Source organism: Saccharothrix syringae (assembly GCF_009498035.1).
GTDB lineage: Bacteria > Actinomycetota > Actinomycetes > Mycobacteriales > Pseudonocardiaceae > Actinosynnema > Actinosynnema syringae.
Genome location: NZ_CP034550.1, coordinates 1,847,089 through 1,872,805, shown reverse-complemented (window position 1 = coordinate 1,872,805; position 25,717 = coordinate 1,847,089). Strand labels below are relative to the sequence as shown.

Below are 25,717 nucleotides of genomic sequence, written 5' to 3'. Positions count from 1 at the left end.
TCCTCCACTCCGACACCGCGTGTCCTCCACTGGGACACCGCGAGTCGAACGCTCAGACCCGTCGTGTCGAACGCTCAGGACCCCCGAGTTCCACGTTCGCGCGCCTCGGGCCGGGTGGCTGGGGTGCGCGAACGTGGAACTCGGGGGGTCTGAAGGTTCGACACGACGGGTCTGGAGGTTCGACTCGCGGTGTCGGAGTGGAGGACTCGCGGTGTCTGGGTGGAGGACTCGCGGGGGTTAGACCTTGGGGAAGTCGGCTTCCAGGAGGGCCTCGTAGAGGGCGTCGGCTATGCCCGGGGCGGCGGCGAAGGTGGCGTCGGGGCCCAGGGCGTGGGGGCCGCCCGGGAGGTGGACCACCGCGCCCGCCTCGCGGGCGATCAGCGCGCCGGCGGCCCAGTCCCAGCGGCCCAGGCCGTGCTCGGCGTAGGCGTCCAGGCGGCCGGCGGCCACGGCGCACAGGTCCAGCGAGGCCGCGCCGGCGCGGCGCAGGTCGCGGAGCCGGGGTGCCAGGGCGGCCCACGCCTCGGCCTGGCGTTGGCGGCGGTCGGCCCGGTAGGCGAACCCGTAACCCAACAGGGAGACGTCCAACCGGGTGGCCTTGGACACCGCCAGGCGCCGGTCGTCCAGGTAGGAGCCGCCGCCCGACCACGCCGTCCACAGGTGCCCCGCGGCCGGTTCGTAGACGGCGCCCGCGACGGACTCGCCGTCCACCTGCGCCGCGATCGACACGGCGTAGTGCGGGATGCCGTAGAGGTAGTTCACCGTGCCGTCGATCGGGTCGACGACCCAGGTCAGCCCCTCGACGGCCGCCTCACCGCCCTCCTCCTCGCCGAGGACGGGCTCGCCGGGCCGCAGCTCGGCGAGCCGGCGGCGGACCAACTGCTCGGACGCCCGGTCACCGGCCGTGACGACGTCGGTCTGGGTGCTCTTGGTGTCGACGTCGGCCACGGCGGCCTCGCGCATGTCCCTGGCCAGGTCACCGGCCTCGCGCGCGACAACGGCGGCGACCTCGGCCAACGAGCGCGGATCGAAACGCAACTGTTCCTCCTGCGTCACTCTCACGGGACTATCGGAGAACTGCAGGCTAATGTCTGCGGCCACGGTCACTGAATCGAGTAGGAAGGGCCACGGGGATGGGCATGACCCGCGGGTTCGGCGTGGACATCGGCGGCTCCGGCATCAAGGGCGGTCTCGTGGACCTGCAGGCAGGTGCACTGGAGAGCGAGCGCCTGCGCATCAACACGCCGCAGCCGTCGACGCCGGACGCGGTCGCCGACGTCGTCGCCGAGATCGTCGAGAAGTGCGCTTGGGACGGTCCGGTCGGCGTCACGCTGCCCTGCGTGGTCAAGCACGGTGTCGCGCACACGGCCGCCAACGTCGACAAGAAGTGGATCGGCACGGACGCGGCCGAGCTGTTCGCCAACCGCCTCGGCCGCCCGAAGGAGCAGGTCGTCGTCCTGAACGACGCCGACGCCGCGGGCATCGCCGAGATGCGGTTCGGTTCCGGGCGGGACCGGGACGGCCTGGTGGTGCTGCTGACCTTCGGCACCGGCATCGGCAGCGCCCTGTTCCTCGACGGCCGGCTGGTGCCCAACACCGAGTTCGGCCACCTGGAGGTCGACGGCCACGACGCGGAGAAGCGCGCGGCCGCCTCGGTCAAGGAGGACAAGGGCCTGACCTGGGCGGAGTGGACGCCGCGGGTGTCGCGGTACATCTCCGTGCTGGAGAACCTGATCTGGCCGGACCTCGTCATCGCGGGCGGCGGGGTGAGCAAGAAGGCCGAGAAGTGGCTCCCCCTGCTGGAGGTCCGCACCGAGGTCGTGGCCGCGGCGCTGAAGAACGACGCGGGCATCGTCGGCGCGGCGGTGGCCGCGGCGCGGGGCCTGGCACCCTGACGGCCCAGCGGTCCGGGGTACCCCGGGTGCACCAATACCGACAGCTCTGAGCTGCGAGAACGCGTGCCGGACCAGTTCGTGGCCCGCCGGGGCGCAACGGCACGCGATTCTCGTCGTTACAATGGAACGGTGCCCCGCTGACGAACGATCCGGCGGGGGATCCCCCGTACTCCGGCGACCGAGGTTCGCGCCCTTCGGTTTGCCTTGATCGACAGTCGCGAAAGGGCGTACGTGGCAGCCGCGAAGACGACCCAGGCAGCTAAGGCTGACGCCGAGGAGACGCCCAAGGCCACCTCGGCGAGGAAGGCCCCGGCCAAGAAGCCGGCGGCGAAGACCGCCGCGGCGGGCAAGACGGCCGCGAGGGCGCCGCGCAAGGCGGGCGCCAAGGGCGCGCCCGCCGCACCGGCCAAGGCGAAGAAGGCGACGGAGGGCGACGAGCCGGACGGTTTCGAGGGCCCGGACGGCGAGGACCTGGTCGACGACGTCGAGCTGATCGACGAGCCGGTCGAGGACGAGCCGGCCGAGGAGGAGGCCAAGCCCGGCGAAGGCGACTTCGTCTGGGACGAGGAGGAGTCGGAGGCCCTGCGGCAGGCCCGCAAGGACGCCGAGCTGACCGCCTCGGCCGACTCGGTCCGCGCCTACCTCAAGCAGATCGGCAAGGTCGCCCTGCTCAACGCGGAGGAGGAGGTCGAGCTCGCCAAGCGCATCGAGGCCGGCCTCTACGCCGCCGAGCGGGTGCGCCGCGCCGAGGACGAGAACGAGAAGCTGACCCCGCAGCTCCGCCGCGACCTGCGGTGGATCGTGCGGGACGGCGAGCGGGCCAAGAACCACCTGCTGGAGGCCAACCTCCGCCTGGTGGTGTCGCTGGCCAAGCGCTACACCGGTCGCGGCATGGCGTTCCTGGACCTGATCCAGGAGGGCAACCTCGGCCTGATCCGCGCGGTGGAGAAGTTCGACTACACCAAGGGCTACAAGTTCTCCACGTACGCCACGTGGTGGATCCGCCAGGCGATCACCCGCGCGATGGCCGACCAGGCCCGCACCATCCGCATCCCGGTGCACATGGTCGAGGTCATCAACAAGCTCGGCCGCATCCAGCGCGAGCTGCTCCAGGACCTGGGCCGCGAGCCCACCCCGGAGGAGCTGGCCAAGGAGATGGACATCACCCCGGAGAAGGTGCTGGAGATCCAGCAGTACGCCCGGGAGCCCATCTCGCTGGACCAGACGATCGGCGACGAGGGCGACAGCCAGCTCGGCGACTTCATCGAGGACTCCGAGGCCGTGGTGGCCGTGGACGCGGTGTCGTTCACGCTGCTGCAGGACCAGCTCCAGTCGGTGCTGGCGACGCTGTCCGAGCGCGAGGCGGGCGTGGTGCGGCTGCGGTTCGGCCTCACCGACGGCCAGCCGCGGACGCTGGACGAGATCGGCCAGGTCTACGGCGTGACGCGCGAGCGCATCCGGCAGATCGAGTCGAAGACCATGTCGAAGCTGCGCCACCCGTCCCGTTCGCAGGTGCTGCGCGACTACCTCGACTGACGTTCTGAGCGATAAACGCCGGTGACCTGCGAGTTTGCGGGTCACCGGCGTTTATCGTAGACGGGCACAAAGTTGTCAGTCAAGATATCGTGGTGACCCCCGACGATCTTCGCGTGCTGCTGGAGTCCTGGTTGCTCCACCTCCGCGCCGAGCGCAAGAGCCCGCAGACCCTCAAGTCCTACGGCGACGGCGTCCGCCGGTTTCTCGCCTGGTGTGAGCAGAACGACACTCCCCCGGTGCTCGACCGGCCCACCGTGAACGCGTTCGTCGCGGACCTGCTGGAGTCCGGGGCCGAAGCCGCCACCGCCCGTGCGCGTCAGCTCTCCCTGCGGCGGCTGTCCGCGTGGCTCGCGGAGGAAGGCGAGATCCCGGGCGACGAGCTGGTGGCGCTGAAACCGCCGAGGCTCGACGCCAAGGTGGTCGACCCGTTGACCACAGACCAGCTCCAGGCCCTGCTCGCCGCGTGCACCGGCAAGGAGTTCCGCGAGCGGCGCGACGAGGCGATCATCCGGCTCATGCTCGAATCCGGCGCACGGGCCAGCGAGGTGGTCGAGATGACGCTGTCGGGCGTCGATCTGCGCGCCGGGTCCGCGCTGATCACGCGCGGCAAAGGTGGCAAGGGGCGCCGCGTGCCGTTCTCCGCGCAGGCCGGCCGGGCGCTGGACCGCTACGTGCGGCTGCGGCGGTCCCACAGGCTGGCCGGGACCGACACCCTGTGGCTCGGCGAGCGCGGCAAGGGCTTCACGTACCAGGGGTTGTACCGGGCCTTGCAGTACCGCGCCGGGCTCGCCGGCATCAGCGGGTTTCATCCGCATCGGCTTCGGCACACCGCAGCGTCGCGGTGGCTCGCGGCGGGTGGGTCCGAGGGCGGCTTGATGGCGGTCGCGGGATGGTCGCGGCGCGACATGATCGACAGGTACACACGCGCTACGGCAAGTGACCGCGCGGCCGAGGAAGCGCGCTCCCTGAACCTGGGTGACCTGTAACCCCCACTCCCCTGGGATTGACGCTCCGACCTGCGTCGGAGCGTCTTCCTGTGCGGCTGTTCCGCGTACGCGGTGCGGTTTGGCGTCCGCACTGTGGTCACGTATGGTCACGACGTTCCGGTTCCGTCCGTGCGCTCGGATCACCCCCGAGGAGCGGAGCACCACAGTGACCAACCCGACCGAACGGCGACTGGCCGCCCAGATCGCCGCCAACACCCGCTGGTCCCGCCAGGACGGCGTGACCGGCACCGAAGCCGCCCGGCGAGCGTTCGCCGACTCCTTCGAAGCCGCGGTGGACCCCGACGGAGTTCTCCCCGTGCAGGAGCGCGCCCGCCGGGCCGAAGCCGCGCGCCGGGCGCACTACGCCAAGCTCGCGCACCGCAGCGTCGTGGCCCGGCGCAAGACCCGCGAGGCGCGCGAGGCAGAGGCCCGCGCCGCCGTCGCACTCCAGGCCGCCCGCCGGACTGGCGGTGCTGCGTGAGCGCCTTCACGTCCACCCACGTCGCCCCGTCCGGTGCCCCGGCGCACGGCAACATCCCGCGCCCGACCCCGGCCGGCCCGGAGGCCGACGAGCGGTTCCGTCGGCACGTGGAAGCCATGGCAGGCCCCGCGTCGTCCGTCCCCCTGGCGCGCACGCTGGGGCGGCTGATCAGCGGCTGGTTCGGGCCGCTCACGTTCGCCGACGACGGCGCGCTGCTGGGCGAGGAGCACGGCCAGGCCGTGCGCGTGGACGCGCGGGCGGTCCGGGACCTGCTGCGCCGCTCCGACCTGGGCGGGCAGCTCGGTGTCGAGCCGTCGGCGGCGGACCTGGACGAGGCGCTGCGCCTGGCGGCCGACCGCGCCCGCGTCGAGCACGAGCGGCGGGTGGTCGCCGAGCAACACCGGGCCGACCGACAGCGCGTCGAGCTGGCAGAGGACGTCGAGCGCGCCGAGCGCCGCGCCGAGCTGCTGCGCGAGCTGAGCGAGCTGGACGACCGGCCGCAGCAGGCCCCGGCGACGCCGTCGGCGGGGTGGTCCCGACTGTTGCGGCGCGGGTGACGGTCGTGCCCCTGGCCGTGGCCGGGGGCACGACCACGAGGCCGCCCCGGGCACGTCGCCGGGGCGGCTTCAGTGCATGCAGGGCGGTTCACAGTTGTAACGACCCTCGGAGCACAGTCCGACACTGTCGACGTGACTTTCACCGAACGTGTCCTGAAGCTGTATGCCCGCTGGCGGTATGCCCAACAGGGGCTTGCCGAATGGGCAAATCCTCCCCGCCCCCTCATCGGCTCGACTACGCGGGTAGCCGCGTTGGTCATGAGTGGCCTGGTCCTACTTGCGCTGTATGGGGTGGCGATCTGGCGCGCGCCCGAGTTCTTGGTCAACCAGGACGTACTGAAGCAGGCGAACCCGGAGCACCGGCTGCCCGCCGAGCACAACGCGCGACTGATCGTGGTGTCCATCGGCGGCGCGCTGGTCGTGCTCGCCGGTCTCGTTTACACCGCGCGCAACTATCGGCTGGCACACCGGGGGCAGGTCACCGACCGGTTCACGAAGGCGCTGGAGCGGCTGGGCTCCGATGAGATGTATGTACGCATCGGCGGCGTGCACGCGCTGGAGCGTGTCATGCGCGACTCCCCTGGGCACCATGGAGGCGTGGTCGAGGTCTTAGTGGCCTTCGTCCGCGATCGGGCTCCCCATCGAGCGGACGAGAAGCCGACGGACGATCGGTGGATACACCCACCGATCAGCACCGAGTCGTGCGAACTGCCGACCGAGCCCACAGCGGACGTGCAGGCGGCATTGACTGCGCTCGGCCATCGCCCGGATCGGCCCGATCATGAACGAGGTAAAATTGACCTCAGCGGGCTGCATCTCCAACAAGCTAACTTGGCAGGTGCCCGACTTCGATATGCGAACTTGAGAGGCACCCACCTTCGACATGCGCACCTATGGGGTGCCGACCTCCGACACGCGGACCTGGCGGGAACCGACATCCAACACGCGAATCTGAAGGGCACCCACCTTCAATACGCGAACCTGGTGGGTGCCGACCTCCAACACGCGGATCTAGCGGGTGCCAACCTCCAACACGCGCAGCTGTGGAGCGCTGACCTCCGACGCGCGCACCTGACGAAAATCTCCTTGCATTACTTCCACCTAAAAGATTCGGTGCTCACTCAAGCCCAACTCGACTCGGCTGTGGTTGACGAGCACACGGCCCTGCCGGAAGGTCTGTCGCGCCCTGCTGGCGATTAGTCGAGTCGCCAGCAGCGCAATGCGATCGAGCTGGCTCTTGCTGTCAGCGTGGTCCCCGCGGGTAGCCCTCCACGTCCGCGTCGAACGCCGCGTTCAACTCCTCGTCCGTGATCCCGCTGTCCGGCCACAGCGGCGTACTCGCGGGCGGACACGTCGGCGGGGAGCAGGATCTCCAAGCGTCGAGCGGGCACGCCGCACAGCGTGCCCCGTGGACCGGCGACCGCGCGAGTGCCCGCCGAACGGCGACAATCCCAACGGCCATTCGGTCACGCGGGACTCGGGACAGCCGTGCACGCCGAACACCACCCGGTCGGGCGAACCGGTCGCGCCGGGACCGGGGCGCGGACCACCGCGCACATCGCGCCGCAGCGTGCCGCGTGCAGCCGTAGCCCCCGGAAGTCCAGCGTGCGGGCGTCGGGGTCGACCAGGTGCACCAGGCGGCGGAACACCCCGACCGCGCGGGCGGGCGGCCCCTGCACCGGGGCCGTCACCGCAGGTCCGGGCCGTGCCCCCTGGCCAGGCGGGGCGCCAGGCGGTGACCGGGGGCGGGCAGCAACAGCAGCTCGTTCACGATCTCGGCGAGGCCGCCCGTGCGCTCCCAGACGAGGTGCACGCCGTCGTCCAGGCGCAGCCGCAGCCCCAACGCGTCGTCCTCGTCGCGGAAGCGGATCGCGTCGCGCCACGGGCCGGGCCACTGCCTGTAGCCGTCGATCTCCTCGCGGCCGGGCTCGACCGGCAAGAACTTCCACCCGCCGGCGCGCAGGTCCAGCAGGCCGCGCAGCACCGGGTACGCCTTCACGATCTCCGCCTGGCCCTGGCCGGGCACGATCAACCGCCCCATCACGCCACCGCCCCGTGTGGGGTGGGGCCGACCGGGGCGGACGGGGCGCGGACACCGGCCGCCCCGGTCGGAGACGGATCCGGAACGGCGGGCGCGGCCGTGGGAGAGACGGCGTCGGCCGTACCCGCCGCAGTCGGGGCGGATACCCGGGCGGCCGGGCGGCGCAGCTCACGGCGCGCGTGCACGACGCACCAGCAGACGGCGAGCACGGCCACAGCACCAATGAGGGCGAGGACGACGGCCATGCCGCAGACGGTAGGAACGCCAGGTCGGCGAGAATTAACAAGCGGTTAAGGCCCCGGCGGGTTCACCCGGTCGGCGCGACTCCCATGCGCCACGCGAGACCGCGCAGCTCCCGGCCGGACGAGTCGCGCTGCGCACGGCGCAGCAGGTCGGCGACGGCTTCGCGCACGAACACGTTGTTGCGCACGCGCTGCGGCGCGATGGATTCCGCGGTGACCAGTGCCTGGATGCCCTGCTCCACGGTGGCGCGCTCGGTGAGCAGCGAGCGCCCCAGGTCGACCCAGTACATCGCGCGGCGGGCCTTGGCGGGCAGCTCGTCGGGGTTCACCCGGCGGGCCAGCTCGGCGACCTTGCCGCCCTCCTCCAGCTCGGTCGCCAGCGACACCCGCCACACGCCCACGTTGGGCACGCCGAAGTGCAGAAACGCGAAGTTCTCGCGCTCGTCCGGCAGGCGCTGCGCCAGCGCGGCGGCCTCGTCCAGGTGCACGCGGGCGGTGTCGCCGTCGCGCAGCGAGGCGGCGGCCAAGGCGGCGTTCAAGTGCAACATCCCCCGCGCCTGGAGCACATTCGGCCCGTCGGCCCCGGTCAGGCGGTCGATGCCGCGCACGGACGCGGCGAGCTGGTGGGCGCGGCCCTGAGACCCGGCGGCGTGCCCGCGCAGCCACACCGCGAACGCCAGCCATTCCGGTTCGCCCAGCTCCTCCGCGCACTGCTGCGCCAAGCGCGCGGCGACCACGGGCAGCCCGCGCACCCCAAGGTTCTTCGTGAGCACGGCGGCGGCGTGGTAGGTGTGCAGCAGGCCCACCAACACGTCACGGCGGTGCGCGGGGTGGTGCACGTAGGCGGCGTGGAGTTGGAGCAGCAGGCCGGGCACCACGCGGCCCTGGGCGGCGTAGTCGGCCTCCGGCCGCAGCACGGTGTTCAAGTGGATGACCCGGTCACGCAGCTCCGGCCACGGCGCGGGCGTCACGCCGGGGTCCACGCCGAGGTCGACGGCGGACAACACCGTCTCGACCTCGCGGATCGCGGCATGCGCCTCCGACCCGTGGGCGTCGGTCGGGGCGAACGGCGAGCCGGTCAACTCGGTCGGGGCGACCTGGAGGGCGCTCGCGAGCGCTTCCAGCACGGCCCGCTTGGTCACCGGGCGCAAGCCGCGCTCGATCATGCTCAGGTACGCGGGGGTGATCCCGGCGAGCCCCGCGACGGCGGTCAACGACAGCCGACGCCACGAGCGGACCTCCCGCAGACGGCGGCCGATGTGGTTGTCCGTGACGTCCACGCGCACCTCCCCGGTCACCCCAAGGGTAGCCGGGGCAGGTCGGCGCATCATTCGCGTGACGGCCTGCTTCAATCGCCGGATGGCGTTAGGTCAGCAGGTGTGGGCGGCGGGAGAGCCCTGGTACGCCTCCGGCACGTTCTGGACGATCGCCGCAGTGGTGGTCGCGGTGATCGCGATCGTGGTGGGAGCGTGGGCGGCGTTCCGCAGCGCCCGACCGCGCCGGGCGCTGTACATCACGGTGGACCAGGCGGTGTCGCTGCTGCGCGCCGCACCGGGCCTGGACGGCAGCGGCGTCGCGGTGAGCCTGCACGGCCGCGAGTTGACCCGCCCCTACGTCGTCACGGTGGACGTGGTCAGCAACAGCGCGCTGGACATCGCGCCGTCCGCATTCGGCGGCTCGCCGCTGGAGCTGGAGTTCGGCGTGCCCGTCCTGGCACTGCTGGACCAGGAGTCGGACGCCGGACGCCCTGCCGTCCGTGAACCGAAGGTCGAGGTGGCCAGCACGGCGCTACACGTCTCTCCCGCGCTGCTGACCCGCCGCCACCGGCTGCGCTACAGCGTCTTGGTCGACGGCAAGCCCGACTTCCGGCCGGTCGGTGACCTAGTGGACGTGGCCGTTCACGTAGGGCCGGTACCGGCCCGGACACCGTTGGCGCTGAGGCTCGTCACCAGCGCCCTGTTGGCCCCGGCGGTCGTCTTGTCGGCCGTGGGGGTCGTGGACATCGCGACGGGGACACCACCGGACCAAGGCCGGTTCAACCTGCAAGTCGTCCTGATTTCCGTTGCGGCGGTCCTGGTGGTGATCACGAAACTGGTCAGCGCCAGATCTCGATAACGCGCCCGCTCGCACCGGGTCGCCAGCCCGCCCGCGACGTGAAGCGGCGGGCCGGCGACGTTTGTCAGCCGCGCGAAGTCAGTAGGCCACAGACCTGGCAGGCCCGGAACGCCGGGCCACGCGATCGGTAGCCTGCCTGCGGCAGGAACGGCGGCCGGGCAGCAGCGGGTGCACCGGCCGCCCATCAGGGCCGACAACGTAGTCGACGATCCGGCCGAACGGTTGACTGCCACCTCGTGGCCCACAGGCCATGTGCGGGGCAGGGCGGCGGCGTTGGTGGTGCGTCGTGACATCACGACCTCTTTCCGAGGACCGGGGCCGCGGTTCGGTCCCTCTACCTCTTCCCCAAGGCTGTCGCGCCGCATCGGACAGGACCACGCCGCGCTGGCTATGCGGGAGCGGGTGCCTGGTCTTCGCCGAGCACCCGGTACAGCGTCGCGCGGCTGACCTTGAGCGTGCCGCAGATCGTCGCGACGGACTCCCCGGCCGCGCGCATCCGGCGGGCGAGCGCCACCTGGTCCGGGGCGAGCGCGCGAGGCCGCCCGGTCTGCTTGCCGCGCGCCTTCGCGGCGGCGCGGGCGTCGGCGGCCCGCTCGTTGATCAAGGCGCGCTCGTACTGCGCGAGGGTGCCGAAGATGCCGAGCAGCATCACGCCCACGTCGGTGCTGGTGTCGATCGACTCCTTGAGCGAGCGCAGTACCACCCCGCGCTCCTTGAACGTCTCGACCGTGCGCAGCAGGCCGGACAGGGAGCGGCCCAACCGGTCCAGGGAGTGGACCACGACCGTGTCCCCCTCGCGCACGTAGTCGAGCAGCGCGGCCAGGCCGGGCCGGTCGTCCTTGGCCCCGCTGATCTTGTCGGTGTAGATGCGGTCCTCCGGCACGCCCGCCGCCACGAGGGCGTCGATCTGCCGGTCGAGGACCTGGCTGGTGGTGCTGACTCGCGCGTATCCGAGAACTGCCATGCCCCAAGTGTCTCAAAAGTCGGCGCACGACACAATATCGGGACACTACTTTTGATACGTACTTCTGAGACACCGCGACCAGGGGCAACCCGACCGACACCCGTCACCCGAGCGGGTGTCTCAAAGCGAAGGATCTGAGACACCCCCGCGCAGGCCGTCCGCCACCAGCTCCAGCGCCGCCACCGCCCCGCGCAGGAACGCCGCCTGGTCCGTCTCCGCCGTCAACGCGCCCTCGTCCACCGACTCCAACACCGCCCGCAACCGCTCCGCCGTCCCGGCCGCCAACTCCCGCACGTCCCCGCTCACGCCGTCCTTCCCCACGCGTGCGCGCCGCAGTAGAACGCGTTCCCGGCCCGGCCGCCGTCGCGCGCCAGCACCGGCCCCTGGCACACCGCGCACGCCGCCGGGACTACGTCGCCGTCCGGGGTCATCACGTGCACGGCGTCCGCGTCCAGCGCCGCCTCGTACAGCTTCCCCACGTCCTGCCGCAGGTCCCGCACCGCCGCCAGCTCGTCCCGCGTGAGGCGGGCACGGCCCGGCCGCGACGACGGCCCGGCGGCCTTCACCTCCGGGAAGACCAACACCTCCTGCCAGATTTCGCGCGCCGACAGCAGCGCCTTGCCCTCGCGGCGGCGCTGCACGCAGCCCGCGCACAGCGCCAGGTCGTGGGGCAGGTGGTAGCCGGCCTGCGTGCAGCCGCACCCCGGACACGTCCACGAGCGCCAACGCCGGTCCCCCAACCGGGTCGCCAGCGTCTCGCGGTCGATGTCCTCGTCCTCGACGTGCGTCGTCGGCAACAGCGCGTCCATCGTCTCGATCCTCACGCCGCACCACCGCTTCCGCTCTCGTCCAGCAACGCCCGCGCCGCGTCCCGCAGCAGCGCGTCCACCCCGCGCCGCCGCCGCACCTCGCGGCGCGCGACACGGTCCAGGCCCTCGGCGGCCAACTCCGCCAGCTCGGCGTCCGTGGACGCGCGAGCCGCCAGCTCGGCGACGCGGTCCCGACCCTGGCGCCCGGTCACGACGCCGCCAAGTACGACATCAGCAGGCCGGCGAATGGGTCCGCCGCGTTAACCGGCACCTCGTCGCCCGCCAGCGCCTCCGCCAGCAGCCGCTCACGCCGCCGTCGGGTCCGTGTGCTGAACTCGCGCAGCGAGTTCCCCGCGGCGATGCGTAGCCGTGCCTCCAGCTCGACCACCGTGCGCAGGTCAGCGCCCGGCCTCAACGCCTGGGCCAGGCGGTACGTCATTGACGTGGACGGGCGCTGGCGCCCGCCCTCCAGTCGGTAGACCGACTCCCGGGTGATGCCCGCAGCCTCAGCCAGCCGGGCCTGCGACCAGCCCCGGGCGGCCCGCTCCGTGCGCAGCACGGCCCCGAAGCGGGCCGCCAGCTCGGCGCGCTCGACGCCGTGGGCGCGGCCCCGGTGCCGAGACTTCGACAGCTCGTCCGCAGACCTACCGCGTGCGCGCGGTGGTTCTCCTGTCCTCATGGACACAGGGTGCGCCGCAGGGATGGTCGGCGCGTCAAGCACGCGCCGACCGGCGACCGGATTTTCAGGCTCCTGGTTCAAGCGCCGGCTCTCCCGGGGGCACAGCCCGATCAACCTCCCGCCGGGCCGAACCCGAGATCCTTCACTGCCCCGGTGACCACCTCGCACGGCCACGGTTGCCCGCAGTCGACGCACACGCCTGGATTCCCTTCGACGGGGGCGTGCGCAGTCAACATGCGGTGCACCGTCGACCAGTGCACGCGCTGGAACTGGCTGTTCAGCCGGTCGTCACGGAAGTCCGCTGCCTTGGACAACGCCTGGGCGTACATGTCCGCGTCGGTGTTCTCGTCGTTCATCCGGTCATCGTCTCGTGACCGTGTCACCAACCCGCCGAGAGTTCATCGCGCCCCTCACCGCTTGACGCGGGCACGGATCGCCAACGCCGCGAGCGCGAGCAGCAGCGGCCCGAACGCACGCCCGGCCATCAAGATCCAGGACCCGGCGGTGGTGAGCTTCTGGTCGGTGTCGCGGAAGACCACCGAGCCCAAGGCGATGCGCGCGGCCTTGTCCATGCGCTCCGCGGTCCAGCGCCGGTCCGGCGGGGGCAGCTTGGCCGGCGCGGTGGTCTCGATGGTGACCTGCTGCGGCTGGCCGGTGGGCGTGCGGACGGTGCCGGTCAGCGGGGCCGCCGGAGTGGAAGTGTCGGGCAGGCCGTAGTAGGTCAAGCCGGTGAACAGCACTCCGACCAGCAACGCCAGCGCGGCGAAAGCGCGACCGGCACGCTGGCCGTAGCCCGACAGCAGCCAATAGACGACCAACACGAGGCGTTCACCGGTTCCGGTTGAGGAGGCGTGGCGGCGGGCGTCCATCTCGCCGTAGTAGAAATCGCCCGCTCCGGGCTCGTTCTTTGCATCCTCCAGAGCTTTACGCAGGCTCCGATACAGTACGGCCAGCCGCTCCGGCCCCACCGCTGGCACTTGTCCGCCATCCGGTATCTGCTCGGCTAGGTAGTTCGGAAGAGGCACGGTAGGGCTCCAGCCAGCAGATTTGCGGCGGCTCGCCCTCCAGGGGTGTTCCTCAGCCAGCACACGCCGCCCCGACCAACGCCATACCGGCGGCCAAGCCCATCCCGTCAACCACCTGCCCGGAGGCCGGTGGAACGGGCTGCGGCCTTCCAAGCGCAGCTTGTCCAATTGGTGCGCCCCAGCGAAGCGGCACCACCGCAGGTCCACGTCGGTCAGCGTCACCTGCGACACGTCGGCCTCCTGCAATGAGAGCACCTGTGGCACCCACGCCTCATCTCTATTCTGATCATGCTGCTTTTTGGGAACGGACTCCTGCCTCGCCGCAATCGTCCACGCTTCTATCCGCTCCGGTTCGGCCCCGACCTCCTGAGTCTGCTGGCCGAATGTAACGGCGAATGGGACGGCGATCCCGCTCACCGATGATGCCGCGCCGAAGAATGCCCGTCGGAGCCACACACGCGCGTGACGTATTCTCAACTCCACTCCGTCGTCGAAACGGACATCCTCCGCCGACAGCAGACTGGCCTCCACCTTCACGGCCACCCGCTTGGCGAACGACGCCCGGTTCAAGCTGATAACCTCCGCCACCACCGGGCCGAACACGTCGACTAAAGCAAACGTCGCTCCAACAAAAGTCACGACATGCGCGAATGTCGTCCCGGCGAACTGGATACTGCCAGTAAAAGCCACCTTGTCAAAATGGACATTTCCTTCGAATTCTGCACCGCCGAACTCAGTGTCACCGGCGAACGTTGCATTGTCGAACGAGGCACCATCGGCGAAATGTGCAGAATCGAAAAAAGCGTCACCGTCGAACCTCGCACTCTCGAACCAGGGGTTGCCAGTAAACGCCACACCGATGAATGCGGCGACATCGACAAAGTGCGCATCGGCAAATATGCCCCTACCAACGAACTCCACCTGCTCAAATATGGCTTCGTTGGCGAATTTTACTCCGTCAAATACAGCGTCTCCAGTGAACGTCACATTGACGAACACGGCTTCACCGGTAAACGTCGCACCATCAAACCGAGCTTCACCGGTAAACGTCGCACCATCAAACCGAGCTTCACCGGTAAACGTCGCACCATCAAACCGGGCATCATCGGCGAACTGTGCGCGACGAAATCGTTTAACGGCAGGGATATCACAGTAGCGCAGGTCGGCTATGCCAATAAGAGTTGAAGGATCGGGACTATCGGGCTCCTCGATCATGCGGACGAGCAGTCGGTCGAACACGGCACCGGTGAGGTCGGTGCCGCGCAGGTCTAGGTCGGCCCCCGGTTCAACGGACTGGAGCAAGCCGTCGAGTTCGTCCGGCGGCAGGTGCGCCAAGCAGTACTCGTACTCAGCGACCCGACGACCGATACACCGCCCCTCGTCGTGCGAGCAGGTCGGCCAGTCGGGCTTGACGCGGGAGCGGGCGTCGGCGGTGGTGTCATCGGGCACCGGACCGTTGTAGGCGATCTGCCGATCATCCGGGTGCGATTCCGGCAGGTTCATCCCAGCGGCGTCACCTACCCGACTCCGCACCACGGCGGGTGGGACAAGCCACGGTGATCGACCGGACCAGCATCCTCGTAGCGTCGCTGCCGGCTCGTGGACGGGCGATCCGCCAGCACGGTGAGACCGCTACGCCGCGAGCTTCCGGGCAGTCGCGGCGAACTCGTGCACGACGTCCTCCAGCGCGCGGGCCACGTCGAGCACACCTTGCGGGGGCTTGTCCCTGTCGAACGCGCCGTCGTCACCGACGAACCGGACACCGCGGAGCGCACGTTCGGCCTGTCGCACCGCCATCGCGGCCTCCACCAGCTCGTCCGGGCCGCTCAACCGCAGCAGCGCCACAGTCTGCCGCAGCTCGTTGCGCGCCAGCCGGTACGCCTCCACCAACTCCTCCTCGCGCGCCGCGTCGACCTCGACGCCGGACGCGGCGCGGCGGTGCGCCAAATTCAGCGCCAGCAGGCGGGCGCGGCACGTCATCGCCGCCTCGATCAACTTCGCGCACCGCGCGGCCCGGTCGTCGCGGACACGGGCACGCCGCGCGGCACCCAGCCGCAGCGGCTCGACGAGGGCACCGAGGGTCACGCCGCCGAGGGCGGCGGTCGCGGCGATGAAGGCGGGCAGCACAGCGTTCGTCGACATGCACAGGAAGTGCGTGCGGACGCGGCGCACGTACGTCTCGCCGCCATTTCCGCCCACATGGATCAGCAGTGCTGGCCGCGGGCTGCCCGGACGAGCCGATCGGCATCGAATCCGACTGATGCCCAGGCTGATCAGTTACCCATTGGCCCTGGGTTCGGGTCCGCTGCCGATACGAGGTCACGGTGCCCACTCGTCCTCGTCGTAGCCCTCGCGGCACTGATAGGCACTCGCGAGCGCCCGGAGTAGGGCGTCGGCGACCTCGAAGTCCTCGCGGCCGTGCTTGCTCCACTCGCGGTGGAAGTGCTCGTACTGGTCGATGAACTTGCGGTAGGCCCAATAGCGGTCCAGCGCCTCCAGATCTGGTTTTGGGAGCATTTCGACGCCCTGCTCGCCTCGCTCGCGGGCCGCGTTGCACCGCTTGGCGTCCTCTGCCAGGTTGGCGAGATCGGCATCGACCTGCTCCCGGAACCAGCGCACGAGCGCGTCGGTATGCGTCATGGCCGCCACTCCTTCCGTGTCGCCGCGTTGTACACGCGCTTCTCACGATGCGCCTGCTTGCGCCGCAGCGCGCGGGCACGCGCACCACGGGGCGTCGGGCGGACCGCAGGGACGTGGAGGGGGGCACCGCGGGCTCCCCGTCGGCGGGCCAGTGGGTGGGCTCCGGGGTGAGACCACGGCGGGCGGCGATGCGCTGGGTTAGGTGCAAGGTTAGGTGCTCCACCCCGCTGGGTTAGGGGGGAGGTTAGGTGCGCCCAACGCTCTGACCTGGGGAGGTTAGGTGGGTTAGGTGCAGCGGGGTCCACCGGAGGCCCACACGAGCGCGTACACGCCCACACGGCGCACGGGATAACCACGACGACCACAACCTCGCTACCCGCGTAGAGGTCAAGGGAGCACCTAACCCACCTAACCTTGCCTGGTCAGAACGTTGTGGGCACCTAACCCACCCCCTAACCCGGACCCTGCTCGCACCTAACCCAGGCCCTAACCCAGGCCCTGCCGCCGGACGCGGAACGGCCCCCCGTCCGTGTGGATCGGGGGGCCGTGTGGGTGGTGCCGTGGATCAGGCGGCGGGCTCCTCGTTCATGAGGGCTTCCCAGCGCGCCTCGTCCTCGTCGCTGGCGTACCCGCCCACCGTGGGCTCCGGGGCGGTCTCCGGTTCCGGGGCGGGCTGGGCCTTGGGCTTGGTCGGGGGGTTCGCGCGGGGCGTGTGCTTGCTGGTCGGCTCGGGGTCGATGGTGATGCCGCCTTCGTCGAACTCCCCGGTGCCGTCGTCCACCAGGCGGTAGTGCGCGACGTTGCGCGGCCGGGTCTTGACGAAGCTGTACGGGCCAACGGGGGCGGCGATGACCTTGCGGAGCCAGGTCCCGAACTTCGAGCGCCGGTCGGTGCCCTGAGGGCCGATCTGCGCGGGCAGCTCCAGCTTGTACTCGTCCACCAGCTCCAGCAGCTCGTCCACGCGGACCGCGCGGTTGGCGCAGGACGGGCGGCCGGGGTCGCGGATTTCGCCCGTCTCGTCCTTGATCGGGTCGCGGCCGGGGTCGTGCGCCCACGTGGTGCAGAAGGCCATGATCAGCTCGGTCTCGGTGTCGATGTCCGCGCTGGCGGCGCTGCGGTTCTTCAGGAAGTCGGGCATCCCCACGTGGGCGGCGATGGAGCCGACGATCCGGGTCCACCTCTCGAAGCTGCCGAACTTCGGCAGGTCGGCCGCGATGGGCCGCCCGGCCGCGATCCACGACTGGATCATGGTCAACGCGGCCCAGATGAGCTGCGGCGTGTGCTCCTCGATCCAGTCCAGGATCTCCGGGTGCTTGAACCCGGTGCGCTCCTCGGGCTTGGCGGTCTTGGCGTCGAGCCGCACGCGGACGATCCTGCGCGCCAGCTCGCTGGAGGCGGTGACGGAGTTGCCGGTGCCGACCCACAGGGCGGGGGTGGGCAGCACGATCTCCTCGTGGGTGCCCATCAGGCGGTTGCGGACGAACGGCCATTCGGTGACGGCGGCGGCCAGCGCCCCGGAGTCCAGGGCGGCGTTGATGTTGTCGAACGCGACCGTGGGCCGCCCCTTGCGCATGGCCGCGACCAGGCTCTTGGGCCACTCGTCCGAGCCCGTGGGCGCGATGCTGAACGCGAATTCGGGGTCGAACGGCTTGACCAGGCCGCTGACGAGCTTGCCCTTGCCGGTGCCGGGGCGGGGAGTGTCGATCATGAACAGGGGGCACGCGCCCCGGATCATCTCGCGGGCCAGCAGGGTGATCGGCATGGTCATGGCGGCGGTGCGGTCGGCGTCGGTCTCGAACGGGAAATCGATCAACAAATCCTGGGTGAACAGCTCCAGGGCCACGCGCAGCTCCTCCGGGGAGGGCTTGGCGGAGACCTCGGGGATCAGCGGGCTGTCCGGCCCACGGTGCAGGTAGATGCCAGTCTTGCGGTTGTAGCCCGGCGAGGTGACCAGCGTGCCGTCCTCGGCGAAGTACGGCAGCTTGGCGATCCTCTTCAGCTCCGGGACGCCGATCAGGCCGGGCGCGGAGTGCAGGGCGGCCACGATGTCGAACGGCACCTTCGGCGTGTGGGTCAGCTTGACGGTCTTGGTGCCGTCGTCGGCCTCCTCGGTGTGCCTCTCGCGGAAGTTCATGACGGTGTTGAGCAGCAGGGCCAGGCGTGCGGGGGCGATGGTCTTCATCTCGCCGGTCCTCGGGTCGATCTCGACCAGCCCGGCGTCCGCGTAGTGGAAGATCATCGGCTTCTCGATCTGGGCGAGGGCGAGGAACTTGCGGGCGTCGGCCTCGGTGTCGCGCAGCGGTCGGCCGGTCACGATCACGTCGGGCAACCCGTTGCCCGCCTCGTGGGCCTCGTCCGCCTCGCGGCGGCGCTTCGGCTTCTTGCTCTTGGTGCCCTCGCCCTTGGTCGACGTGGTCGGGGCGTTCTCGGCGGACGGCTCGGAGGCCAGCAGCGACTCCAGGGCCTCGTCCGTCACGGCCGGGGTGTCGGTGGTCGGCTCGACGGCGGCGGTCACAGGGGCGATGCCCTCCTCGGTGACGACGGTGGGCGTGCGGTCCTCGCGCGGCTTGACGACCAACGCGAGCGTGCGCGTCACGTAGTCGATGCGCCGGCCGGGGTCGAGCTTCTCCACGCGGCGGCCGGTGCGCAGACGGCTGCCCATGATCACCACGGCGGCCTTGTGCAGCGCCTGGTCCTCGCCCATGGAGCGGAACAGCGCGAAGGTGCTGTTAGCCAGCCCGAGATCCGCGCTGCTGTCGTCCACGGTCGGCTTTGCGGCTTCGCGCCACAGTTCCGGGAGTCGGACGTCCAGGCCGCTGTCCTCGATCATGTCCACCAGCTCCTGCGCGGCACCGCGCCGCGCCTCGGCCCACGCCCTGCCCAGGCTGACGCGTGCGAGCACGGCGCGCTGGTCGGCGTCGGTGACGCCACCGGCGGTGTTCATCGAGTCCAGGTAGCGCTTCTCGACCAGCACGGCCCGCACGTCGTCGGCCTCGTACACGCGGCCGGGCTCGTGGGACAGGATCGTGACCGGCTTCGGGTCGGCCAGGTTCTTCCGGTTCACGCTGCCGGGGGTGCGCAGCACGCGGGCCAGGTCGTGGATGCGGTCGACCTTCCACAGGCCCAGCTCGTGCGCGCGGAAAGCGACGCTGCGGACCAGGTTGCGCTCCAGCTCGGCGGCCTCGCGCCGGTCGGCGTCGGTGTTCAGCTCCCACGGCTCGGGCAGCGCCCACGAGACGTGGATGCCGTTACCGCTGTGCTTGATCGTCGTGGGCGGCAGGCCGACCGCGTCGACCACTCGCAGCGCGTCGTGCAGGGTGGGCGGCGCGTCGGGCTTGCCGAAGTCGACCTCCGCCCAGCAGCTCAGGAGCGCGTCGGCGTCGGCGCTGGTGTAGCGGTGGCCCGCCCTGATCGGCTTGCGGCTCAACGTCTGCGAGTCGAACACGCCCATCACGCCGGGGTCGTCGGCGTAGCGGGCCACGGTCGCGGTGATGGCGTCGAGGTCGTCGGCGGGGACGCTGACGTTCTCCACCCGGCCACCGTGGCGAATGGCGGTGATGCCCAGGTGGTAGCCGCCCAGCTCGTGAATCCCGAAGCGGTGCTTGGCGTACTCGGCGATCAGCGCCGTGTCGGCGGTCGGGGTGCTCATGCCGCACCGCCACGGGGCACGTCGGCGGTGGCGACGAGCGCCCTGCCGCGCTGGTGGAAGATGATCAGCCGCCCGCCGTGGTGCGCGCTGACCTGCACGCGGACGGAGCGGACGACCTTGCGGGGTGCGCCCAGCATGCGGATCATCTCGCGCTCGCCGGCGCTGGGCTCGCGGTCGCGGACCTCGCCGGGGTGGGCCGTCAGCCACGCGAAGTCGGCGGCGCGCTGCGCGCGGTCGTCCATTGCGACGGGGCAGCTCGCCTCGTGCACGAGGGAGAACGGGCCGTGCCCGGTGGGCACGAGGTCGGCGTTGCAGTCCACGCAGCGGCGGGGTTCGCGCAGGTCGACCGGGTGTGACACCATTGTGGGAGTCCTTTGGGACGTGCGGAACGTCCCCGTCCCGGTTCACGAGCCAGCTTTGGCCGGCTAGACTCGGGACGAGTCGGTTCCTGTGAAGGGGTTCCGATCTCTGGCCCCGCTTCGCCGCGTGCTACCAACACGCGGAACCTCGAAGCGGGGCCTCTTGCTTCTCGGGGTGAGGTTGACCCCTTGGTCAGGCCGCCGCGTGCCGGGCACGCGCCAGGTCGGCCATGTGTCGGCTGACTGCCTGCCGGTACTGCTCGGCCGTCAGTCGGCCGTCCGGGTCCAGCCGTGCCCGCAACGCGGCCCGCATCGCGTTCACGGCGTTGGCGCTCTCGGCGCGCCGCTGTTCCGGCGTGCGACGGCTCCACCGCGCGAGCGCTGCCGCACGGTGCCTTTCGGAGGGCTTCCGATCAGCCATTTTTCCTCCCAGGTGGCCGGTCGTTTTACGCCGCCGACGGTAGCGCTATGCGGGTGCACTATGCAACCGCAGCACCCCGTCTGACCAGGGGTTTCCTTCCCGAGTTAACTCGGCGCGTCAAATGCCGGAGGAGAGACTAGCCGAGTTAACTCGGTACGGCCGACGCCATATCCTGCGCAAACTCCGAAAAGGGGAGACAAGTCGAATTAACTCGGCGCGACAAAGGGCGCGAGAAGTGGCCCCGGCCATGTGACCGGGGCCACTCCTCAAGACCTCGGAGTCGTCGTCAGGGCGCGCAGACCGCCGACGGCGGGGCGGTCGTGGTGCCGTCGGGCGTGGCGCTGATCAAGCCGAACACGTACGCGGCGACGCACGCGGCGGCGGCCAGGGCCAGCCAGCGGCCGGGCCTGAACTCGCGCGAGGTGTTGATCGTGGGCACGGTGTCCTCCTGGTTGGTGTGCGGACCCCGGTCGGTGTGCCGACCGGTCGGCACAGGCCGCTCAGCGGGCCTGTGCGGGGCGTTTCGGGGGAGGCCGCGGGCTGACCCTCCAAGGTCGGCACACGGCCTGTCCGTGCAGCTCAGGGCCTGTGTCGACCCCTTCGGGAGGTCGGCACAGCGGCGGCAGGGGTCGGCACACGTGTGCCGACCCCTGTGCGGACCTCAGCGGCCGTCGATCGCGACCCTGATCGCGTCCAAATCGGCGACGCTCACGGCGTTCTTGGAGCCGTTGACGCGCTGCCGTGCCGGCGTCGGCGACGGCACTCCGGCGCGGGTCAGCGCCTCGCCCAGCGCCTTCGCGGACCAGCCGACGCGGGACGCCAGCTCGGCGACGGCGACCACGCCGTGCTCGTCGTCGACGAGCACGTCGGCCAGCGCCGCCAGGGCGGCGGGCAGCTCGACCAACTCCGCGTCCACCGGCTCCGGCCCGGCCGTGGCGGTCACCTCGTCGGCCAGGCGCGCGGCCACCGTGGGGTCCAGGGCGGCCAGGTCGTTCTGGCCGGCCGCGTCCCCGGTGAGCGTCCCGGCCTGCTCGCGCAGCGCCCGGCCGCGCTCACACGCGGCCCGGATCGCGGCGATGTGCAGCAGGTGGGTCCGCACGACCACTGCGTCCCCGGCGGACAGCTCCGTCTCGCCGTCCGCGCCCAGCAGCAAGCCCACCCCCTTGTGGCTGCTGAGCAGCTTGGAGGCGTCGACACCGGCCTTGTAGGTGCCCGCACCCATGATCGTCTCGGACGCCTGCCAGTTCATCACCCGCAACGCGAACCGCGTCCCGAGCTGGCCGCGCAAGCCGTCGGGGATCACCTTCGCGTCCGGCCGCTGCGTCGCCAGGACCAGCGAATACCCGGCGGCCGGGCCGGTCTTCGCGATGAACGTCAGCAGCTCGTAGATCCGCTGCCCGACCCGCTTGCCCTTGGGCTCATCCTCGTTCAACGGCATGTCGAGCCCCAGGTAGTTCTGGATCTCGTCGATGCCGATCACGGTCAGCGGCATCCGGTGGGCCGGGTCGCGGGTGATCTCCGGGGTGACCTTGGACTCCGGGCACAGGGTGTCGTCCATCTCCGAGAGCCGGTCGAACCGGTCGGCGACGTCCGCCGCGCACTCCTCCAGCACGGCGATCAGGCGGCGGGCTTCGGATTCCCGGGAGCCCCGGATGAACCGGTGGGCGACCTGCTCGAACGGGCGGAAGTCCTTGCCACCCTTGCCGTCGGCGATGATCAGCCGCACGTGCGGGTCCAGCGCGGCGGCAGTGATCGGCAGGCGCATCACGAACGTCTTGCCCTGCCGGGGAATCGCGCCGATCAGCAGCGACGTCCACACCACCGGCAGGTTCACGGCCGCGCCCCGGGCGGTGGTGCCGAACGGCACCGGCTTCCACAGGTCCCAGCTCGCGGCCGTGGCCAGCGGGCTGGGCACCGGGTCGGCCGCGTACGGGTCGGCGTGGCCGATCCACACCGCGAGCCTGCCCGCGTGCCCCTTGTCGCCCCGGACGCGCTCCAAGATCAACCTGACCTCGTCCACCGCCAGCGCGGAGGCCAGGGTCTCCCGCTTCGCGATCACGTCGGAGGCACGGCGGCCTGCGGGCAGGTCCACGACCAGCGAGAACCCGGTGTCGTCGCGGCGCAGTCGCTCCACCAGGTACAGCCGGTCCGCCTTGCCGATCACCCCGGCGTCGCGGAACGCCTGGACGAGGTTGTCGCCGTCGAGCAGCATCGCCAGCGACCGCGCGCCGCCGAGCACGGCCTGACGGCCCGGCGAGCCGTCCTTGCGGCGTCCGGCGACGGCCAGCGCCACGGACACCGCGCCACCGGCCACGGCCAGCGGCACAGACCCGGCGGTCAAGTCGACCACCAGGCCGCCCAGCCCGGTCGCACAGGTCGCCACCAGCGTGATCACGCCCCGGCGGCGGCGCACCACCGCGATCTCCTGCCAGCGGCTGGCGAGACTGTCGCTGCTGCGGGCGGCGTCGTAGAAGTCGGCCACCCGGACCCACGCCCACCAGGCGCGGGCGGACACGACCAGGCCCCGGCCGACGGCCGCCGGGTAGCGGACCGGGGCGAGGGCGGCGCGGCCCGCCAGCGCGGCCCCGGCCTGCTTCGCGGTCTCCGGGCTCTGCCACTTCGCGGGCAGCTTGGACATGGCGGACTCGGCGAGCCGCCGTGCCTTGCTGCGCCGGTACTCGGCTTCGCTGATCAACTCGCCGTCCAGCACGGGCTCGGCGGGCTGCACCGGCCCGGCGGCCGGGACCGGCGCGACCGGCCCCGGCTCGTCGGCGGTCGCGGGAGTGGCCGCGCCGGGAAACGGGATCAGCTCGCCGGCCATGTCGTCGTCCTTCCGTGCCGCCCGGGTCATGCCGTCACCGCCGGGTGGGAGTCGTCGTCACCGCGACCGGTCAGGGCGCGGTGCACCAGCGCGGCGTGCTCGGCGCGGCACCGCAGGAACCGGCGCACGGCCGCCTGGCTGGGGGCGGCCGGCAGGCGTCCGTCCGCGATGGCGGCACGGACCCGGGAAAGGTGCTCGGCGACCTTTCCCGCCGCCTCCGCCGGGACGCCCTCCGGGGACGTTTCCGCTTTTCCCGGCCGGTTCCCGGCGTTTCCCGCGTCGGCGGGAACGGCGGCCAGGAACGCCGCCACCTCCGCCGCCAACTCGTCGCCGAGCCCGTCGGCGACCGGGGCGACGGGAAGCCCGGGAACGGTGGCGGGAACCAGCCGGGTGCGGCCCGCGCGGCGGCGCAGCGCGACCGTGCCGGGCCGGTGCACCAGCGTGGCGGTGCCGTCGGCGGCCAGCTCCGCCACCGCCTGGCGCAGGGCGGCGCGGCGCACCGCCAGCACCCGACGAGCGGCCTGCCGCTCCAGCCGGGCGGCGTCGCGCTCGGCGCGGCTGCGGCGGCGGGCCGGGGCGGCGGTGACGAGCTGGTGCACCACGACGCCGCCGACCGACACCAGCGCCATCACCACGCCGTGGGCGACGGTCGCGCCGTGGACGTAGTTCAGGCCGCCCGCGACCGCCGCGAACACCCACGTACCGCAGTGCAGCCACCCGGTGGGTCGGCCCGCGCGCTGCGCCATCGGCACCGCGAACGCGAAGCACCACATCGCGCCCTCGCTGAACAGCGGTAGCAGCACCCCGACCGGCCCGAACACCTCGCGGCCGTAGGCGGCCATCGCAGTCCAGGCCAGCACCGCCGGGACCACGATGACCGGCACGAACAGCAGGTCCAGGGTGTGGCCGCGCAGCCACCCGGCCACCGCCGCGACCAGCGCGGCACGGCGGGCACGCGCGGCGTCCTTCTCCGCGCGGCGCTGCTCGACGGCGGCGGCCCGGTCGGCGCGACGCTGCTCGAACCGCAGCACCTCGTCCGCCCGGCGCTGCTCGGCCGCCGTGACGCGGTCCGCCCGACGCTCCTCTGCCCAGCTCATCGGCGTGCCCCACAGTTCTCGTCGTCGCAGGTGGTGATGGACCAGGTCCGGCGCTCAGCGGCGGCCGGGGTCAGCGCGTTCGTGGCATCGCGCAGGAATTCGGCGGCCTCGCGGGAGGGCAGGCACTCGACGGGGGAGGTCCAGCCGTGCGGCTCGCGGTAGGTCAGGTGGGCGCGCGTCACCGGGCACCCCCGCTCCGGGCCGGCGCGCAGCGCGGGCACGGCACGGACTGCGTGCGGTCCTCGTCGGTCCAGATGAGCCGGGCGCTGATCGGGTCGCCGGGCCGGGCGTCGCACTCGCCGCACTCCGCCGGCAGCGAGCGCGCCTCGGGCGCGCGCTCGCGCGAAGGACGGTTCTTGGGACGGTTCAAGGACGTTTCGGGTGCAAGCTCTGCACCCCGTGACGTCGCTGTTTGCACCCCGTGGCGCTGGTTTTGCACCCCGTGCAGGTCGACGGGGCGCAGACTCTGCACCCCGTCCGCCGGGTTGTCCACAGCCCCCTCGCAGCGGTGCACCGCGAGGTCCCAGCCGCGCGGACGGCGGTCGGACCGCTTCACGTACGCGGCGACGATCGTCGGGTCCGAGGGGCGGATCAGGTCCAGCTCCTCCAGCGCGCGCAGGGCGTACTGGACCGAGCGCTCCGACAGCCTCGTGTAGCGAGTGAGCGTGGAGACGGCGGGGAACGCGTTGCGCCCGGCGGGGTCGGCGTGGTTGGCCAGGCCCAGCAGGACCACGGTCAACGACGAGGCGTCGCGGCGGTCGCGGGGGATGGGGGCGCTGTTGAGCACCCACGAGACGGCTTCGATACTCATGCGGCCACCGCCGCTGAACTGGGGATATGACAAGATCGGGTCACGGCCGGGACCTCCGGTGTCCAGGTCGAGGCCCCGTGAGGGTGTGTCCGCACCCTGCGGGGCCGTCCTGGCGTTCCCGCCCAGAAGAGTCAGTCGAAGATAGTGCAGTGGCTACGGTCCGCTGCGACCAGCGGTTTCCGCAGGTCCGCACTGCGTTTCAGGCGAACCTACTGCGCGACTACCTCGACTAGTTCGACGCGCTTCCCGTGGGGCCCCCGGCCGGTCGGTCGGGGGCCCCACGGCGTTTTTCACTCGAACGTGTGGCCCCGGGAGTCCGCTCGGCCCACCTCGCCCGACGACGGCCGGTCGCGGCTCCCCGACGCCCACCGCCGTCGGGTGCGGCCACCCGGGTCGCGCGCCGGGCCGGCGGTGCGCCACTACCCCGTCCGACGGCACGCCCGGCGCGAGACGTACGTCCAAATGGTGGAACGCAAGGCCCTGTTCGCTTTGGGCGGACAGAAGTCCTCCCGGTCACCTCGCGGGGCCCGCGGGAACCACCTTTCGGAGCAGCGGCGGTGATCCTGACGTCGTATTCGCAGGTCGGGAA

General features: G+C 71.5%; 27 protein-coding genes. 7 read left to right on the top strand and 20 right to left on the bottom strand.

Annotated features, from left to right (window positions below):
* Nucleotides 1–237: 237 nt before the first annotated feature.
* Nucleotides 238–1,038 carry an inositol monophosphatase family protein gene (locus EKG83_RS08880; protein WP_033431322.1) on the bottom strand — a complete coding sequence of 267 codons (801 nt, stop codon included), beginning with the start codon at nt 1,036–1,038 and terminating at the stop codon, nt 238–240.
* Between the two features lie 95 nt (nt 1,039–1,133).
* Here EKG83_RS08880 and ppgK point away from each other — a divergent pair, with 95 nt between their 5' ends.
* From ppgK to EKG83_RS08850, 6 genes are all read left to right on the top strand, one after another.
* A complete protein-coding gene (ppgK, locus tag EKG83_RS08875) occupies nt 1,134–1,895 on the top strand; it encodes a polyphosphate--glucose phosphotransferase (RefSeq protein ID WP_033431323.1) in 762 nt (253 codons plus the stop codon).
* Nucleotides 1,896–2,126: 231 nt separating this feature from the next.
* Nucleotides 2,127–3,431, top strand: a complete 1,305-nt coding sequence (locus EKG83_RS08870; protein WP_033431324.1) for an RNA polymerase sigma factor — start codon at nt 2,127–2,129, stop codon at nt 3,429–3,431.
* Between the two features lie 92 nt (nt 3,432–3,523).
* The gene (locus EKG83_RS08865; RefSeq protein ID WP_228122542.1) at nt 3,524–4,417 is read left to right on the top strand and encodes a tyrosine-type recombinase/integrase; all 894 of its coding nucleotides are present in this window, start codon (nt 3,524–3,526) and stop codon (nt 4,415–4,417) included.
* A 166-nt stretch (nt 4,418–4,583) separates the two neighbouring features.
* Nucleotides 4,584–4,898: a hypothetical protein gene (locus tag EKG83_RS08860; RefSeq protein ID WP_063741347.1), complete on the top strand. Its 315-nt coding sequence runs from the start codon at nt 4,584–4,586 to the stop codon at nt 4,896–4,898.
* Nucleotides 4,895–5,455 (top strand): hypothetical protein, encoded by a 561-nt coding sequence (locus EKG83_RS08855; protein ID WP_033431325.1) that lies wholly within the window; start codon nt 4,895–4,897, stop codon nt 5,453–5,455. The genes EKG83_RS08860 and EKG83_RS08855 overlap by 4 nt, the downstream gene beginning before the upstream one ends.
* Before the next feature lie 132 nt (nt 5,456–5,587).
* Nucleotides 5,588–6,655: a pentapeptide repeat-containing protein gene (locus EKG83_RS08850; RefSeq protein ID WP_153277958.1), complete on the top strand. Its 1,068-nt coding sequence runs from the start codon at nt 5,588–5,590 to the stop codon at nt 6,653–6,655.
* A 487-nt stretch (nt 6,656–7,142) separates the two neighbouring features.
* Here the strand turns inward: EKG83_RS08850 and EKG83_RS08845 are convergent, their stop codons facing one another.
* Both EKG83_RS08845 and EKG83_RS08840 read right to left on the bottom strand, forming a co-directional pair.
* Nucleotides 7,143–7,496 (bottom strand): hypothetical protein, encoded by a 354-nt coding sequence (locus EKG83_RS08845; RefSeq protein ID WP_051765888.1) that lies wholly within the window; start codon nt 7,494–7,496, stop codon nt 7,143–7,145.
* Nucleotides 7,497–7,803: 307 nt separating this feature from the next.
* Nucleotides 7,804–9,018: a helix-turn-helix domain-containing protein gene (locus EKG83_RS08840; RefSeq protein ID WP_033431405.1), complete on the bottom strand. Its 1,215-nt coding sequence runs from the start codon at nt 9,016–9,018 to the stop codon at nt 7,804–7,806.
* A 79-nt stretch (nt 9,019–9,097) separates the two neighbouring features.
* Here EKG83_RS08840 and EKG83_RS08835 point away from each other — a divergent pair, with 79 nt between their 5' ends.
* Nucleotides 9,098–9,853, top strand: coding sequence for a hypothetical protein (locus EKG83_RS08835; RefSeq protein WP_157591522.1), 756 nt, complete (start codon nt 9,098–9,100; stop codon nt 9,851–9,853).
* 388 nt (nt 9,854–10,241) lie between these two features.
* On the opposite strand, the gene EKG83_RS08830 is transcribed toward EKG83_RS08835, so the two are convergent.
* The 17 genes from EKG83_RS08830 to EKG83_RS08755 form a co-directional block, all read right to left on the bottom strand.
* Entirely contained in the window at nt 10,242–10,817 is a 576-nt protein-coding gene (locus EKG83_RS08830; RefSeq protein WP_033431328.1) for a recombinase family protein, read from the bottom strand.
* Between the two features lie 120 nt (nt 10,818–10,937).
* Complete coding sequence (locus EKG83_RS08825; protein ID WP_153277956.1) at nt 10,938–11,123, bottom strand: hypothetical protein; 186 nt, start codon at nt 11,121–11,123, stop codon at nt 10,938–10,940.
* Nucleotides 11,120–11,641: a hypothetical protein gene (locus EKG83_RS08820; RefSeq protein ID WP_033431330.1), complete on the bottom strand. Its 522-nt coding sequence runs from the start codon at nt 11,639–11,641 to the stop codon at nt 11,120–11,122. The genes EKG83_RS08825 and EKG83_RS08820 overlap by 4 nt, the downstream gene beginning before the upstream one ends.
* Entirely contained in the window at nt 11,638–11,838 is a 201-nt protein-coding gene (locus EKG83_RS08815; protein ID WP_033431331.1) for a hypothetical protein, read from the bottom strand. The genes EKG83_RS08820 and EKG83_RS08815 overlap by 4 nt, the downstream gene beginning before the upstream one ends.
* Complete coding sequence (locus EKG83_RS08810; RefSeq protein WP_153277955.1) at nt 11,835–12,305, bottom strand: helix-turn-helix transcriptional regulator; 471 nt, start codon at nt 12,303–12,305, stop codon at nt 11,835–11,837. The genes EKG83_RS08815 and EKG83_RS08810 overlap by 4 nt, the downstream gene beginning before the upstream one ends.
* Before the next feature lie 110 nt (nt 12,306–12,415).
* Nucleotides 12,416–12,661 carry a hypothetical protein gene (locus EKG83_RS08805; RefSeq protein WP_033431332.1) on the bottom strand — a complete coding sequence of 82 codons (246 nt, stop codon included), beginning with the start codon at nt 12,659–12,661 and terminating at the stop codon, nt 12,416–12,418.
* 54 nt (nt 12,662–12,715) lie between these two features.
* Nucleotides 12,716–14,833: a pentapeptide repeat-containing protein gene (locus tag EKG83_RS08800; RefSeq protein ID WP_084716445.1), complete on the bottom strand. Its 2,118-nt coding sequence runs from the start codon at nt 14,831–14,833 to the stop codon at nt 12,716–12,718.
* A 129-nt stretch (nt 14,834–14,962) separates the two neighbouring features.
* Nucleotides 14,963–15,472: a hypothetical protein gene (locus EKG83_RS08795; protein WP_033431408.1), complete on the bottom strand. Its 510-nt coding sequence runs from the start codon at nt 15,470–15,472 to the stop codon at nt 14,963–14,965.
* 177 nt (nt 15,473–15,649) lie between these two features.
* A complete protein-coding gene (locus tag EKG83_RS08790) occupies nt 15,650–15,970 on the bottom strand; it encodes a hypothetical protein (protein WP_153277954.1) in 321 nt (106 codons plus the stop codon).
* Nucleotides 15,971–16,535: 565 nt separating this feature from the next.
* The gene (locus EKG83_RS08785) at nt 16,536–19,619 is read right to left on the bottom strand and encodes a hypothetical protein (protein WP_033431334.1); all 3,084 of its coding nucleotides are present in this window, start codon (nt 19,617–19,619) and stop codon (nt 16,536–16,538) included.
* Nucleotides 19,616–19,981: a hypothetical protein gene (locus tag EKG83_RS08780; protein ID WP_033431335.1), complete on the bottom strand. Its 366-nt coding sequence runs from the start codon at nt 19,979–19,981 to the stop codon at nt 19,616–19,618. The genes EKG83_RS08785 and EKG83_RS08780 overlap by 4 nt, the downstream gene beginning before the upstream one ends.
* Before the next feature lie 190 nt (nt 19,982–20,171).
* A complete protein-coding gene (locus EKG83_RS48935) occupies nt 20,172–20,300 on the bottom strand; it encodes a hypothetical protein (RefSeq protein WP_265590322.1) in 129 nt (42 codons plus the stop codon).
* A 385-nt stretch (nt 20,301–20,685) separates the two neighbouring features.
* Entirely contained in the window at nt 20,686–20,838 is a 153-nt protein-coding gene (locus EKG83_RS08775; RefSeq protein WP_153277953.1) for a hypothetical protein, read from the bottom strand.
* A gap of 222 nt (nt 20,839–21,060) precedes the next feature.
* Nucleotides 21,061–23,250 carry a hypothetical protein gene (locus tag EKG83_RS08770; RefSeq protein ID WP_051765898.1) on the bottom strand — a complete coding sequence of 730 codons (2,190 nt, stop codon included), beginning with the start codon at nt 23,248–23,250 and terminating at the stop codon, nt 21,061–21,063.
* Nucleotides 23,247–24,317 carry a DUF2637 domain-containing protein gene (locus EKG83_RS08765; protein ID WP_051765900.1) on the bottom strand — a complete coding sequence of 357 codons (1,071 nt, stop codon included), beginning with the start codon at nt 24,315–24,317 and terminating at the stop codon, nt 23,247–23,249. The genes EKG83_RS08770 and EKG83_RS08765 overlap by 4 nt, the downstream gene beginning before the upstream one ends.
* Nucleotides 24,314–24,499, bottom strand: coding sequence for a hypothetical protein (locus EKG83_RS08760; protein WP_153277952.1), 186 nt, complete (start codon nt 24,497–24,499; stop codon nt 24,314–24,316). The genes EKG83_RS08765 and EKG83_RS08760 overlap by 4 nt, the downstream gene beginning before the upstream one ends.
* Nucleotides 24,496–25,128 carry a helix-turn-helix domain-containing protein gene (locus EKG83_RS08755; protein WP_153277951.1) on the bottom strand — a complete coding sequence of 211 codons (633 nt, stop codon included), beginning with the start codon at nt 25,126–25,128 and terminating at the stop codon, nt 24,496–24,498. The genes EKG83_RS08760 and EKG83_RS08755 overlap by 4 nt, the downstream gene beginning before the upstream one ends.
* Nucleotides 25,129–25,717 lie beyond the last annotated feature (589 nt).